This window comes from Spirosoma migulaei (assembly GCF_054776855.1).
The window spans coordinates 44645-58905 of sequence record NZ_BAAHBG010000045.1 but is presented as its reverse complement, the minus strand read 5'-3'; the positions used below and the strand labels follow the sequence as shown (position 1 = coordinate 58905).

At 50.8% G+C, this 14261-nt stretch carries 6 protein-coding genes; all 6 read right to left on the bottom strand.

Annotated elements, in window-relative coordinates; genetic code table 11:
- Positions 1 to 55: 55 nt before the first annotated feature.
- The 6 genes from ACYVGO_RS36890 to ACYVGO_RS36865 all read right to left on the bottom strand — a co-directional run bounded on the left by ACYVGO_RS36890 (position 56) and on the right by ACYVGO_RS36865 (position 14082).
- Positions 56 to 1597, bottom strand: coding sequence for a RagB/SusD family nutrient uptake outer membrane protein (locus tag ACYVGO_RS36890; protein ID WP_460973813.1), 1542 nt, complete (start codon positions 1595 to 1597; stop codon positions 56 to 58).
- Positions 1598 to 1632: 35 nt separating this feature from the next.
- Positions 1633 to 4767 carry a SusC/RagA family TonB-linked outer membrane protein gene (locus tag ACYVGO_RS36885; RefSeq protein ID WP_142770727.1) on the bottom strand — a complete coding sequence of 1045 codons (3135 nt, stop codon included), beginning with the start codon at positions 4765 to 4767 and terminating at the stop codon, positions 1633 to 1635.
- 485 nt (positions 4768 to 5252) lie between these two features.
- Positions 5253 to 6863 (bottom strand): GH35 family beta-galactosidase, encoded by a 1611-nt coding sequence (locus ACYVGO_RS36880; protein ID WP_460973812.1) that lies wholly within the window; start codon positions 6861 to 6863, stop codon positions 5253 to 5255.
- 179 nt (positions 6864 to 7042) lie between these two features.
- Entirely contained in the window at positions 7043 to 8671 is a 1629-nt protein-coding gene (locus ACYVGO_RS36875; protein ID WP_460973811.1) for an endo-1,4-beta-xylanase, read from the bottom strand.
- Between the two features lie 111 nt (positions 8672 to 8782).
- Positions 8783 to 10630: a RagB/SusD family nutrient uptake outer membrane protein gene (locus tag ACYVGO_RS36870; RefSeq protein WP_142770730.1), complete on the bottom strand. Its 1848-nt coding sequence runs from the start codon at positions 10628 to 10630 to the stop codon at positions 8783 to 8785.
- Positions 10631 to 10653: 23 nt separating this feature from the next.
- Positions 10654 to 14082, bottom strand: coding sequence for a TonB-dependent receptor (locus ACYVGO_RS36865; RefSeq protein ID WP_460973810.1), 3429 nt, complete (start codon positions 14080 to 14082; stop codon positions 10654 to 10656).
- Positions 14083 to 14261: the final 179 nt, after the last annotated feature.

The following is a 14261-nucleotide window of genomic DNA, read 5'->3' as shown; positions in this document are numbered from 1 at the left end:
AATAAGTAGCATCGTAGCGTTATCCATTGCACATTATCCATTATTCATTAATTACTTAATAGCCAGGGTTTTGGCCTTTTAGGCCAATGTTCGGGTTATTGTCGATTTCCTGTTGGGGAATTGGCAGCAACTCGTGTTTGCCCTTCTGGAAATAAGCAAGGGGTTCGGTTTTGAGCTTGCCCAGTTTCCGCCAGCGCAAAATGTCCCGGTTCCGGATTTCCTCGCCGTTCAACTCAACCCGGCGTTCGTGCATAACAGCAGCGAATACCTGATCTTTTGTTGTAACTGGGTAGTTCGCTGTTGGGTAAGCGGGCATCGCCACGCTGGGGCGGCTCCGAACCATATTCAGGTACGTAACCGCGCTGGCTGTATTGCCTAACTCGTTTTCGCACTCAGCCATCGATAGGAGCGTTTCGGCATACCGCATAATGCGTTGGTTAATGCCCCCCGTAGTCGAAACTCCAGCTTTGTACATCAGCGTAAACTTCCGCCAGCTTATTTTCTGCACTTTGCCATCAACTGTCGAGCTAAAGCCGTTTTGCACATCATCCGTCAATGTACTCTGACCATTGTTGAATTTATCGCCCGTTGTGTACACCGACTTAGCATAACGCGGGTCAGTTTTCGCATCGCCCTTGCTGGTTTTTTCAAATTCAGCTAGTAGGCTATTCGACGGAATAATGTTACGCCAGCCGATACCCGAATATTCCTGCGTTCGAACGGTTTCCTCGCCACCCGAAGCGCCATCGCCATCGGTACCCCAGTTGAACGTACCGCCCGATGGCAGGAAGTTGACTTCCCAGATCGACTCTTTGTTGAACTCGGTTTCCTCGATGAAATTGTCGTTATACTCATCCACCAGTTGATAGGTGCCCGAGCTGATTATTTTCTGTAGCTCCGTTTTGGCGTTGGCATAATCGCCCTGTTGCATATACACGCGAGCCAGCAACATCGTAGCCGCGCCCTTCGTAGCCCGGCCCTGATTGGCTGCATCATACGTAGCCGGAAGCGCATCCTGAGCTGCTTTCAAATCAGCGATAATAAAGGCGTATACATCAGCCTCTGGCGAACGGGCCGCCGAACCTGACAGTGAGGTAACGTAGTTTTTGTAGAGTGGAACGGCACCCCACAGACTCACCAACTCGAAATAGGACCAGGCACGTAAGAATTTGGCCTCGCCGGTTGCCTGAGCAGCTACGCTCGCCGTTAACGTAGATGCCGAAGCCGCGGCCTTATCAACGACCACATTGGCCCGGTGAATAACCCGGTAAGCGCCTGTCCAAACGGAACTCACCAACGAGTTTCCTGTGTCGTGAACACCCGTCAACAACTGGTTCCGGGGCGTTTCGAGTTGGCCACCGCCCGCCGATACATCGTCGGAACGAAGGTCTTCGGTAAAGAACCACTCACGCGCTATCAGATTAGTCGATTGAAGAGCCGCGTAGATACCATTCGTGGCGCTTTTTATCTGTACGTCGGTTTTAAAGTAACTATCGGTAGTAACGGCGTTTGGGTTGAGCTGATCCAAACTCTTGTCGTTACACCCAACCGTCATACCCAGGAGTAAAGCGCTGATTAAAAAATACTGTCTTTTCATGGAAATAATAAGATTTGAGGTCGTCGAAAAACCAATTAGAACGTGAGCTGAAGACCAGCCAGAAAGGTGCGTGCCTGTGGGTAGTTGGCATAGTCGATGCCGCTCCGTAGCAGCGTTCCATTACGCGAACCAATTTCTGGGTCGTAGCCTGTATACTTGGTCAGTGTCAGCAGGTTCTGGCTAGAGACATACACCCGGACTTTGCTGACGACACCACTGGTTAAGCTGCCCAGCGTTTTGACGGGTATCGTATACCCAATCGTCAGGTTCTTGATCCGCATATACGAACCATCTTCAATGAAGCGGTCCGATGTACGGCTGTTGTTGTTCGGATCTCCGCTTACTGCCCGTGGTACGTCGGTGTTGGTGTTGGTGGGTGTCCAGGCATTCAGGACAGCCGTGCCCGCATTAAACAAGCGAAGCATGCCCTGCGTAACCACTTTTGTGCCGTTATAAATCTTATTGCCCTGAACGCCTTGCAGATAGAGCGTAAAGTCGAAGTTTTTATAAGAGCCGGTGAAATTAGCGCCGTAGTTGAATTTCGGTAGATAGCTGCCTAAGTACGTCCGGTCGTTGGCGTCAATTTTACCGTCACCGTTGAGGTCTTTAAACTTGATATCGCCCGGTGCCGCCTTATCCTGGTACAAGGTCTGGTCATTTCCATCGATGCCATTTGCCGCATTGATAGCGGCCTGACTCTGGAAAATACCATCGACCTGCCAGCCATAGAACGACTGAATGGGTTGCCCAACTTCGGTTTTGGTAATATCGAATCCGCCGTAGTCCGCATTCTGGCCTGCGTAAATGGATGCCGTTGGCGTGGCCAGACTCAGCACCCGGTTGCGGGTAATCCCCACGTTTGCCGATACGTTCCCCCGGAAATCACCCTTCGCGTAATTATAACCTGCCTGAAATTCGTAGCCCCAGTTTTTCATGCTACCAATATTGGCAACGGGCGCATTGGTGTACCCAATGGAGTTCGGAATCGGAACAGCCAGAATCAAACCATCGGTAAAGCGGTTGTAGATTTCGCCGGTGAACGTAATGCGGTTATTGAACAAGCCCACATCCAGGCCTACATTGACCATGTCGGTAGTTTCCCATTTCAGTTCGGTATTACCCAGCGAGTTGAAATAGGAGCCCAACCCATTGGCGCTACCAAATGGATAAGCCGTGGCATCGGCCTGTACCAGCGATTGCCAGGCATAGTTGTTTATGCCATTGAAACCGGTCCGGCCGTAGCTGGCCCGCAGTTTTAACTCAGAGAGTTGCGGCATGCCTTTCATGAAGCTCTCCTGATTGATACGCCAGCCTACCGATGCCGATGGGAAGTTCCCCCACTTATTACCGGGGGCAAACAACGAGGACCCGTCCCGGCGAATCGAAGCGCTTAACAAATACTTACCTTCGTAATCGTAATTGATACGACCTACATACGAAATCAAGTCTGTTTCGGCACGAGTGCTGGTGATGGATGGGTTGCTAACACCTTGAATGACATCGAGATCGTTGTTGGGTCGGGTACCTGAACCGGTCAGACCCGTAGACAGTACCTTCTGCGTTTCGGCCACTGCCAGCACGCTGAGGGAGTGTTTTCCAAACGTTTTATCGAATGAAAGCTGGTTGGTAATTGTCTGAGCAATATTCGTATTGCGTACCTGCTGTACAGTGGCGGACGTACGCTGCACGTAGCCATCGTTGTAAATCGGATTAAACGTGCTACCGTTTGAAAACCCTAAATCGACCCCGTAATTAAAGCGGTATTTCAGAAAGCTGGTAAACCGGACATCGGCGTAGACCGTAGCAAAAGCTTTCAGGAATTTAGTTCGGGTAACGTCCATGGCTGGGGCGCGGAGCGGGTTTTCCGGGTCGGAACCGTCAAGGGCCGTTGGCGCACTATATCCACCTACTTTTGTAGGGTCCATCGTCGGCCAGTAAGGCATCATCCGAATGGCATGCATTAACTGCGACCGATCGCCTGTAGTTTCGTTACGCTGGTTGCTATAGGCAGCGGTCAGTGTCTGGCCAATCGTCAAAAACTTGGCTACCTGGTGATCGGAATTCAGGCGTAAAGAGCCTCGTTCAAAATCGCTCCCCCTCATAATACCGTCCTGTTTGAAGTAACTCCCCGACGCGAAGAAACGGGAAACCGTGTTGCCGCCAGACAGCGAAATCTGATGTTGGGCGATGGGTGCATTCCGGAAAAGCTCGTTCTGCCAGTTCGTTTCGGTTTGGGCAAATGTCTGCGTTGCCCCAGCGTAAATAGGCTGATTCAAATCACTCAAACGACCCGGTGTTGGGATTCCGGCGTTCGAGGTGAGCGCTTTAGCATATTGCACATACTGGTCGCGGTTGAGCACATCCACTTTATGCCAGGCGCTTTGTGTACCCACGTAGGAATCGAGGGTAATGCGTACTTTGCTGTCCCGGCCACCCTTTTTGGTTGTAATCAGGATAACACCATTCGACGCCCGTGAGCCGTAAATGGCCGCCGAACTGGCATCTTTAAGTACTTCCAGCGACTCAATGTCGTTGGTATTGAAGCTGTTGAGGTCACCGGTTGGTACGCCGTCGATAACGTAGAGAGGTCCCGATGCGTAGTTAATCGAACCGACTCCCCGAATCTGTACAATAGGCGACGTTCCCGGTCCTCCGTTGTTAACAACCGATACACCCGGCACCCGGCCCTGCAAAGCGGATGACACGTTCGGTACGGGCAAAGCTGTTAACTCTTTAGGTGTTACGGTCGAAACGGCTCCCGTTAGCGACGACCGCCGTTGGGTACCATAACCGACTACAACGACCTCTTCCAGCGAGCCTGCATCAGCCTCCAGCGATACATTGATCGTACTCCGGTTGTTAACGGGAACTTCCTGTTTTTTATACCCAATGTAGCTGAATACCAGAACCGAACTTCCGTTTGGAACATCAATCCGGAAAGCACCACCTGCATCACTGGCAGTGCCCCGCGTAGTGCCTTTAATCTGGATATTTACCCCGGCTAAGGGGCTTCCTTTTTCGTCGAGAACGGTACCCGTAACGAGTTGGTCGGCAGTAAGTGGCTTGTGGGCCCACGCGCTTGGTATAAGTGTCGCTATAAGTACGAATTGGTAGAGTCCGTGACGCAAAAAAATGCGCAGTAGACTACGTAACTGTAGTTGATTTGACATAAATTTGAAGGTTTGTCGGTTTAGAAACGGCAAAAAAATCCCTGCATCCGAACCGGATGAATTTTTCGCAGGAGAAATGGGGAAAGTTTGGAAGTCAGTGATGGGCCAACATCACTGGCTTTTTTTATGCGGTTACGTGTTTTGTCATAGGCTTAGGGAAAGGGTGGTTGGAAGAAATTGGTTTGGTTATGGATGTATAGTGAGTTAATAAGGTTAGCTTATAAGTCCACTTTTATAGGTGAATCGTATGCTACTATTTTTCGGTTTGATCCTTCAAGTCAGAATCAGTTGGCCATAAATTGATGGCTATTGGCACCCGAGTGCTTAAAAGTGTTTTTCGAACACGATCTACTCAATAATACTATTATTACTTACATTAGTACAAATATCATAAATAGTGTTTTGATTTGCAATCGGTTGCATTATTTTCATAATAAATTGTGTGAATATAAATAACGAGCCGAATTTAGCTACCAGAGCAGCCCCTAATATCGATACAGCATCAGCTTCTGAATCCCAAACTCCCCGGTTGGAATCCGGATATGACGGCCCTGGTGATCCTGATCGCCGTTCAGTCGCCGACCCGGTTTCCACTTCCCGTCGATGTACGTTCCTTCGTCCAGTTGCAAAATTCCCGCATTGGGTGCTTCGGGCTTATCGGACGTACAGGTAATGACTATACCTGTTCCCGACACCGTAAATTCGTCAGGCCCTGTTTGAATAATCAGGCCACCCGTCATTGGCCATTCATCCTCCTTTGCTTTCGGCGACCAGCCCAGGGTGTAATCGTGTTTGCAGATAAACGTATAGCCACCTAGCCGGATGGTATCAATAGCCGTCTTTCTGTCAAACAACATTCCGTTCATGACACCTTTACCCTGATTGGCTTGAATAAGGGGAGTGAGTTGAGACAGAATAGTATAGCTTTTTGCAATCGGCTCCTCGGCGGGCTTCTCTGTCGATTCAATCGAGAACGGGGAGAAACCCAGAGCTTCATAATGCCCAATGGCGTAAAAAACTTTAGCGGCATCGGACGGTTCAAAGCGAATCTCCGGAATAAACAGCGGATTGTCTTTACGGGTATACAGATCGTTCCAGTACTTAAAATCGGGATTATAAAAGTCGGGAGAGAGAAAATCAAGTGCGGGTGCGCCCGCTTTCCAGACGTCGATAACGTGGGGTAGGGGCCCACCGCTGGGATAATCGCCGGGCTTGACATTCGGGCGATTCAGGGCCGCATTCACAAACATCGGTAACGGATAAATGGCCTTGCCCGCTTTTGTTACCTGATTGGTGTACACGGCAAAGTACCACGCGATAAACAGTTCGTCGGTGGCCAGACTCTTGCCGAATACCGATTCCCAGGTACCACTGGTTTTTGATCCGTTGGCTTGCCAGGCGGTTCGGATGGCGGGTGCCAGCGATGCTTTGTTCGTTTGTACATACTGCATCAGTGCTGCCGGGACGGGTTTTTCAAAAGCAGCGTTTGCCAACGGCGAGTGATCCCGGGCTTCGGGCAGCATCCCGATCTCATTTTCAACCTGAATCATGATGACAGTCTGTTGCCGCTCGTCGGTTTCACGAATGTGACGCATGAGCGCACTAAATGCGCTTACATCTGCGTCAAGGGTATTTTTGTCAAATGGCGTCAGAATTTCAACGGCCTTCCCGCTCTTCGTCTGAACTCTAGGAAACCGTTTCGTATTGGTTTTGACCCAGGCTGGCGCATAGCAGGACATGCTGTTTTTCCAGGCCCCGAACCACAGAAAGACCAGCTTGATCTGATGTTGCCGAGCATCTTTAATCAATTCATCGACCAGCGTAAAGTCAAACTTTCCTTCCTGAGGCTCCAGCAATTCCCAATAGATGGGTGCCAGTACCGTGTTGACGTGCATTTGCTGCATCTTCGGCCAGATCGGTTGCATATACGCCATATCCGATGCGCTCGAATTACCGAGTTCACCACCTAGTATCAGGAAGGGTTTTCCCGAAACGATTAGTTGCGTTGCCGTTCCCTGTTTTTGCAGATGGGGAGGCTGGGCAAAAGCCGATAGTGTCAGGAAAAGGAAGATGAATTGGAAACAACGGTGGATCATCGGTGGGGGAGAGAACGGATTGACTTTGAAACGGCTTATATTTTTCTATTTCGGTCAAAAATGAGCATTTTTTTGTCATTCCGACGTCAGGAGGCATCTCAAGATTGACTATTAATCCACTTGAGATTCCTCCTTCGTCGGAATGACAAAACACCATCAAAATAATTAAGTTAATATGCTTAATTCGCTTGCCCTTTCAATCCCTGCAACACACCCGAATAGGCTGGTTTCTTGGTGTAATCGGCATTGAACAAAAGGGGGGTGTCGATCTTTTTCTGCTGAAGAACAATCCAGCTATCCGCATCCGTGACGCCCCAGATCGTGATACCCGCCCGCTGAGCTGCCGGAACATAGCGTAGGTAGGAGTCGATCACGTACTTGTACATAGCGGCCTGATACGCAAAAGCCTGTGGGTTTCGCTTTGGATCGAAATCTGCCTTGTCCAGCGGATTTGCGCGAACGTCCAGTTCCGAAACCCGAACCTTCAGTCCGGTAGCCGCCAGTTTCTGAAACGCATTGTCAATGCCCGCATAGGATGTATTGGTACTGATGTGCATCTGGGTGCCAATGCCCGAGATTTTAGCGCCTTTGCCTTTCAACTCGTTTACATAGGCAATCAACGAATCGAGTTTGGTACCGCTGGCTTCGAGATTGTATTCATTGATGTACAACTCCGCTGCTGGATCGGCTGCGGCTGCGTACTGGAACGCTTTCAACGCCCAGTTGCGCCCCAGGTACTGCGACCAGAAAAAGTAATCGGTGGCACCGTTGGGTAGGGTGGTATTGGTGTTGGTCCGCAGTGCCCCCGAGCCATCGATCATCGGTTCATTGACCACGTCCCAGGCTTTTACTTTGCCTTTGTAATGGGTTACGGTTTTGGTAATGAAGTCGTTCAGCGCATTATCGACCCGTGTTGCAATCTCAGCACCCGTTGCCGGGACAGAAACGCTCGGATCAGTGATGGTTATATCGTCAATGTAATACGTATTGGCCGTGCTGCCGACGTCCAGGACAAGTTGAGTAGCAGGTGCATTCGCCGTAATTGTCCAGCTATACTGCGCCCAATCGGTACCAATACCGGTATAATCAGCACTGTACTGCGCGTTGGGTGCTGTTGACAGACGCATCTTTCCACCGGCAGCCTGCGCCTTGATCCAGAACGAAATTTTATAGGAGCTACCTACGGTAGACGTGAATGCGGTACTAGCCAGTTGAACGCTATAGGGTTGCCCGCTCGCCGTAACCGTTGCCTTGAACGACCGGGTCCCACCGTGCACCTCAGCACCCGAACCCGCCGACATGGACGATCCACCATTGTAGGCCGACCAGCCCGTGAAACTGCTGCCGCTTCCCTGCTCAAAATCGCCATTGGTTAACAGGTTAGGCGCACCCGCCGAACTGGCACCCGCCGTGAGCGTCTTCAGATAAGTGGCATTTTGGTTCGTATGCCAACCCAGCGTATGGCCAAATACATCAAGCCCGGCAGCCGTTGCCAGATCATAAAGTTGATCAGCTTGGCTGAAGTTTATCGTCCCGTTGTTCTGCACCAGCGCACCGTGTTTCATCTGGTAGCCGAAAGTGACAGTTTTGGCCTCGCGGGCTATGGTGCCCCGATACTTGGCATCGTTCACAAAGGGTGTATAATCAATAGCGATACCAATGGGGACACTGGTCGCGCTTTTTAAGGTCCCGCTGGTATCGGAAAAGCTACCCAGATTCAGGGTGCCTACGGCATCGGGCTTGCTACAGGAAATCAATCCCGCACTCAATCCAAGTGCCAGTATATGAAGGAGATATGTCTTTTGCATGAATATTTAAAATTGAATGAATAATGGATAATGAATAATGTAAAATGGATGACATACCGATTATGAGCATGTTAATTATTGTGCATTTTACATTATTCATTATCCATTAATTTAATACCCCGGATTCTGATATTGTGCTTTGTTGGCGTCCTGCAAGGCGTCGAGCTGACTTTGGGGGATGGGCCGGAGCATGTGGAACGGCTGTACTTTGGGAGCGGCATCTGGGTTGCGGGTTTTCAGCCGATCCACCAGAATACCCCGTACCGCCAGATCAGGCCAGCGCAGACTTTCGCCACAGAGTTCGCGGGTGCGTTCGTCCATGATGTAGTCGAGCGTTATCTGCGAGGCTGAGTTTACTTTGATCTGAGCATAGCGTGCATCCACCTGCGCTGTCGTAAGGCCTGGTCGGTAAGCCGCGCGTTTCTTCAATACGTTAATCAGATCCACGGCCTCGGTCGATTTTCCCGTTTGCATAGCCGCTTCTGCCGCCAGCAAATACGTTTCCGATAACTTGCTCACCGGGAAGGGACGGCCCGATGCGTCCTGGAAGTTGGCGCGCTGTTTGGAATCATACTTTTTCAGATTCGGATACACGTTCAGCGTCCGGTTCGAAGGCAGGAAAAACTGCGAGGGGCCAACGACGAAATACTTCTTTTGCTGGGCACCCGCTAAGGCTTTCAGCGAATCCGCTTTTTTATCTGTGTTAGTTAGATAAATCGCGGTATCGCCAATGGCCAGACCATAGCTGTTGATGGTCGATACGTACGATTTATACGCATCGGTACCGGCGGCATCGTAGGTATCAGCTTTCCAGACCATGCGGAATGAGTTGTCGAAACGGCTATCGTTCCCCCGATCAGCAAAGGCGGTTTCGAGCAGCCATTTGGTGGGCGCGAAGTGGCGCAATGGCCGACCGTATTGCAATACGCGGCTGGTGAAAATGGTCTTTCCGGCAAGCGGTACGTACGGGTAATTGCCGGGGACTGCCTGTTGGTAGTTCATGTTGAACAGATTGTTGGCCAGGTTTACTTTGTTGGCAAAATCCGTGCTTGGGCTGGGCGATTCATTGGCTGCGTTGTTGAGTGGCATCCGTTCTACCGAAAACATGATTTCGGAATTATAATCATTGCCTTCTTCCATCACCTTACCAAAATCCTGCTGCAAGGCTGTTCCATAGGTCGACTGTCCATTGATCAGTTTTTTCGCCGTGTCATACGCATTCTGAAAATCACTGCCCTGTTTTACCGTCGAATAGCCCCGAAACAGATAGACTTTCGCCAGCATATGGAGCGCAGCCGCCTGTGATAGTTTGAAAGCGCCCGAAGGTCGGGTAATGGGCAGGTTGGCACTGGCATAGATCAAATCATCGATCATCGCCTGGTAATCTTTCACCAGCACATCATTCAGCGGTAACCGATAGAATGCCGTTGTCGGGGTTGTGTTGAATTTCAGATCACCCGATCCCAGATTGACCGGAACGGCCCCGAATTGTTGCACCAGTAACAGGTAGAATTGGGCTCGTAAATACCGGGCTTCGGCAATCAGGACTGTTTTGGCTGCGGCATCCATTTGGACTTCTGGCGCAAAATCGACTACTGCATTGCACAGATTGATGTGCCAATAATTTCGGTTCCAGGGCGTTTGAATCGCCCCATCATTGGAATTCAGCCCGTAGGTTCCTTCCTGAAACGCATCGCCTGTTAGACTTTGGTCGCCCATGGTCCACTCATCGGTGCCCATATTCGAAATGTCTAAGGCACCGATAGGGCCGAAATCATAGCGAAGGCCCGCATAGGCTGCCGTAACGGCACTTTGAAGGCCAGTGGCCGATTTAAAATAATCCGTTGTAAATACGGTATAGGGTTGTTCTTCCAGAATATCGTCTTTACAACCGAATGGCAAGCCGAGTAAGGCAAGGGTCAGCAACCGAACGACAGCTAATTTATACTTCGTTTTCATGGTCAGGATTTGTTGTTCAGGAATTAGAAACCAAGATTGACACCCACGATGAAGGAGCGGGTTGGCGGGGTATTCAGCGAAATGGTGAGCGCCCGGTTCGGGATGTTTCCGCCACTCTGCACAAACCCATTGGTACCCGTGCCGGTCGGCTCTGGATCAACGCCACCCGCTTTGACGTAGGGCGAGAACAGCAGAAATGGATTCTGCGCCTGCACATAAACCCGAACAGAGCGTGCGCCTAACCGACTCAGTACGTTCGTGGTGACCGTATAGCCCAGATTGATGCTTCTGATTTTGACGAACGATGCATCATAATACCCCAGCGTTGACCAGGCATTGCTGGCGTTGGGCGGTGTTATTTGCGACGAGGGCATCGGGAACGCATTCGTTGGATTCGTTGGTGTCCAGTAATCGACAGCTAGCTGATTCCGACGGCCATCCAGAATAGCCAGGTAACCCGCATAAGGCTGGTGAACACCGCTGACAAGCGTGCCTCCGATACGGGCGTAGGCAACGAATGAAAAGTCGAAACCTTTATACGTGAATCGGTTGGTCAGACCTCCCTGTAGTTTAGCCTGGCCACTCCCGATGATGGTCCGGTCGTTGTCGGCATCGATCTTGCCGTCGGGTTTGCCATCGGGTCCGCTGATATCCCGTACTTTAATCTGACCCGGTACCTGACCAAATGTAGCGGCCTGGGCGGCTTCGTTGATCTGCCAGATCCCCAGTTTATCGTAATCATAAATCGCCGAGAGTGGTTGCCCTACGTGCAGACCATTGGGTATGTTTCGCACAAACCCATCGTTCAGACTCAGTAACTTATTTCGGTTGAAGAACAGGTTCAGATCCGTCGACCAGGTAAAGCCGCTTTGAGTTCGAACGTTAACACTGCTCAACGTTATTTCCAGCCCCTTGTTCTCCATCTTCCCGATGTTGGTCACGAAGTTGCCCGGAATCCCCGACGACGACGGCAGGGCCAGACCATAAAGAATGTTGTACGTTTGGGCATTGTAGTAGTCAACCGAACCCGTCAGGCGATTGCCAAAGAGGCCAAAATCCAGACCGATGTTCGTTGTGCGGGTGTATTCCCAATCCAGGGCAGTGTTGGGGGCTGCGTTTACATAATAGCCACTCTGGATACTGGTGCCGTAGTTGTACAGAATTGGCACGTTCACGTTGCCGTTCGCAATGGTATTCGTCACCCCACCCAACGAGGAATACGGGGCAACGGCCTGATTCGAGGTTTCGCCCCAGCCAGCCCGTAGTTTCAGGTTGGTAATTACTTTAATGGGGTTCATGAAGGCTTCGTTGGCAATATTCCAACCCAGCGAAACCGCCGGGTAGTTGTGCCATTTATTAGCCAGCCGCGAAGACCCATCCCGACGTCCCGTTATGGTAAGCAGGTACTTATCATTGTAGGCATAATTTACCCGCAGCATATAGGAGATAAGTCCCCAGGTCGATTCGCTCCCGCTTAGTGTTGGCCGATTTGTTGCCGATTGTTTTGCCTGACCCAGATTGTAGAATTGGATAAAATCCTGGTCAATCGAGTCGACTTTTGCGTAGCTGTTGTACGTGCGGTCAACCTGCCGACTGTATAGGCCCGTTAAGCTGATCCGGTGTTTTTTAGCAATGGTTTTATCATAGGTCAGCAGGTTTTCAATGGTATAGCCGAAGCCTTCGATGTTATTGACACTGGCTGTATTGCCCATTTTCACCCGGAAATAGCTGTCGGCTCCCTGAAACTGAGCCTGTTGCTCCTGCCGATAATCCAGACCCAGATTCAACCGGTATTTTAATCCATCAATGATCTGAAATTCAGCATACAGGCTGTTGAAGGTACGGAGACGACGTTTCCGGTCAACCCAGTTATTGTTGTTGTTGAATAGCAACAACGGGCTGTAGGTGTTAGCCTGATCATCCACGTTACCCGCCGGGGCTTTCACGATACCGCCATTGGCGTCATAAGCGGGCATTAGTGGGCTCAGCGACAGGATGTTGAACATGGGGTTTACGAACTGATCGCCGTTGGTAATGCCCAGGGTGTTCAGCGTATTCAGGCCCAGTTTAAAGCGTTTGCCAATTCGGGAGTCGATGGTGGCGCGCAGGGAGTAGCGGGTAAAGTCCTGTCCGGGCAACACTGTTGTTTGCTTAAAATAACCACCCGCGAGCGAGAACTGCGTGTCTTGCGTGCCGCCCGACAAACCCAGACTATTATCGCTGATAAAGCCGTTTTTGTACATCAAATCCTGCCAGTCTGTGGTGCGTCCGGTCTTGATTGACTCCAGTTCTTCGGGCATGTAGCCACCGTTGAAGACCGAAATGTCCCGCAGTGCACGGTACTGATCGGCATTATAAACGGGGTATCGCCGGGCTACGGTGCTAACGCCATAATAAGAGTTAACCGTCAGTTTGGCGGGGCCAGCCTTCCCGCGTTTGGTCGTAACGAGAATAATCCCGTTGGCTCCGCGCGAACCATAAATGGCAGTCGCTGAGGCATCCTTCAGCACTTCAACCGATTCGACTTCATTGGGGTTAATGTCATTCAGGTTGCCGCCTTCAAAGGGAATTCCGTCCAGTACGATCAGTGGATCGTTGGAGCCGTTGATGGAGCGTTCACCCCGGATACGAATCTGTGCACCCGCACCCGGTTTGGTGCCAATCTGCTGAATTTCAAGCCCCGCAGCCCGCCCCTGAAGGGCTTGTTGCAGGTTGGCAACGGGCACTTCACGCAGGGCTTCTGAGCTAACCGACGCTACCGAACCCGTAATATCACTCTTCCGCTGTGTACCGTAGCCGACCACCACCACCTCATTCAGTGACTTAATATCTGTCACTAATTTGATATCTATAGCTGACCGATTACCAATCAACACTTCCTGCGACACGTAACCAATGAAGGAAAAAATCAGCGTGCCGCCACTATTGGGCACATTTACTGAGTACCGGCCATTAATATCCGTTACACTGCCGGTCTGCGTTCCCTTCAGCAAAACGCTCACACCGGGTAGCCCTTCACCTTTCTCATCCGTTACTACGCCGGTTACAGCCCGATCGACCCGTTCGGGTTCCAGAACAGTCTGGGGCTGTTCGGTGGGCGTGGGGAGAGTGAGCCCTACAGAAGGGTCATTCGGAACACGGGTCAGGATAATCTGCTGACCCGACACATTGTAGCTCACCCGTAACGGAGATAGTAGGTTTTCCAGTACCTCCCGCAGGGTTGTGTTCTGCATCGAGAACGACACCAGGCGTTTAGCCGGTACGATCTGCGGGCTATACGAAAATTTGACGTCCGCCATTTTTTCAATATCCCGCAAAACGGCTTTAATATTCTCGTTTCGAACAGTCAGGCTGAGCCGTCGATCCAGTAGCTCCTGGGCCGTTACGTCGGTGGCCCAGGATGCACTCATGAACAGCACTGCCAACAAGGCTTGTACACAGGTAATTTTCATACACCTTACTATAAAAGGAGTAGGTTTTTTCATAGTTTTGATTTGTCAGTTCGGTTTGCAAAAAAATCGGGCAAAACAATCCCCGTCAGCCTGAATCGGGCCGTATCACCTAAGGGGAAGAATCCAGCCAATGGTGCTTGTCCCACCATTGGCTTTTCACGAAAAATTGGGGAGCAGTA

Excerpts from the sequence above, each read along its gene's own strand:
- ACYVGO_RS36890 (WP_460973813.1), bottom strand. The coding sequence starts at position 1,597 with ATGAAAAGACAGTATTTTTTAATCAGCGCTTTACTCCTGGGTATGACG.
- ACYVGO_RS36885 (WP_142770727.1), bottom strand. The coding sequence starts at position 4,767 with ATGTCAAATCAACTACAGTTACGTAGTCTACTGCGCATTTTTTTGCGT.
- ACYVGO_RS36880 (WP_460973812.1), bottom strand. The coding sequence starts at position 6,863 with ATGATCCACCGTTGTTTCCAATTCATCTTCCTTTTCCTGACACTATCG.
- ACYVGO_RS36875 (WP_460973811.1), bottom strand. The coding sequence starts at position 8,671 with ATGCAAAAGACATATCTCCTTCATATACTGGCACTTGGATTGAGTGCG.
- ACYVGO_RS36870 (WP_142770730.1), bottom strand. The coding sequence starts at position 10,630 with ATGAAAACGAAGTATAAATTAGCTGTCGTTCGGTTGCTGACCCTTGCC.
- ACYVGO_RS36865 (WP_460973810.1), bottom strand. The coding sequence starts at position 14,082 with ATGAAAATTACCTGTGTACAAGCCTTGTTGGCAGTGCTGTTCATGAGT.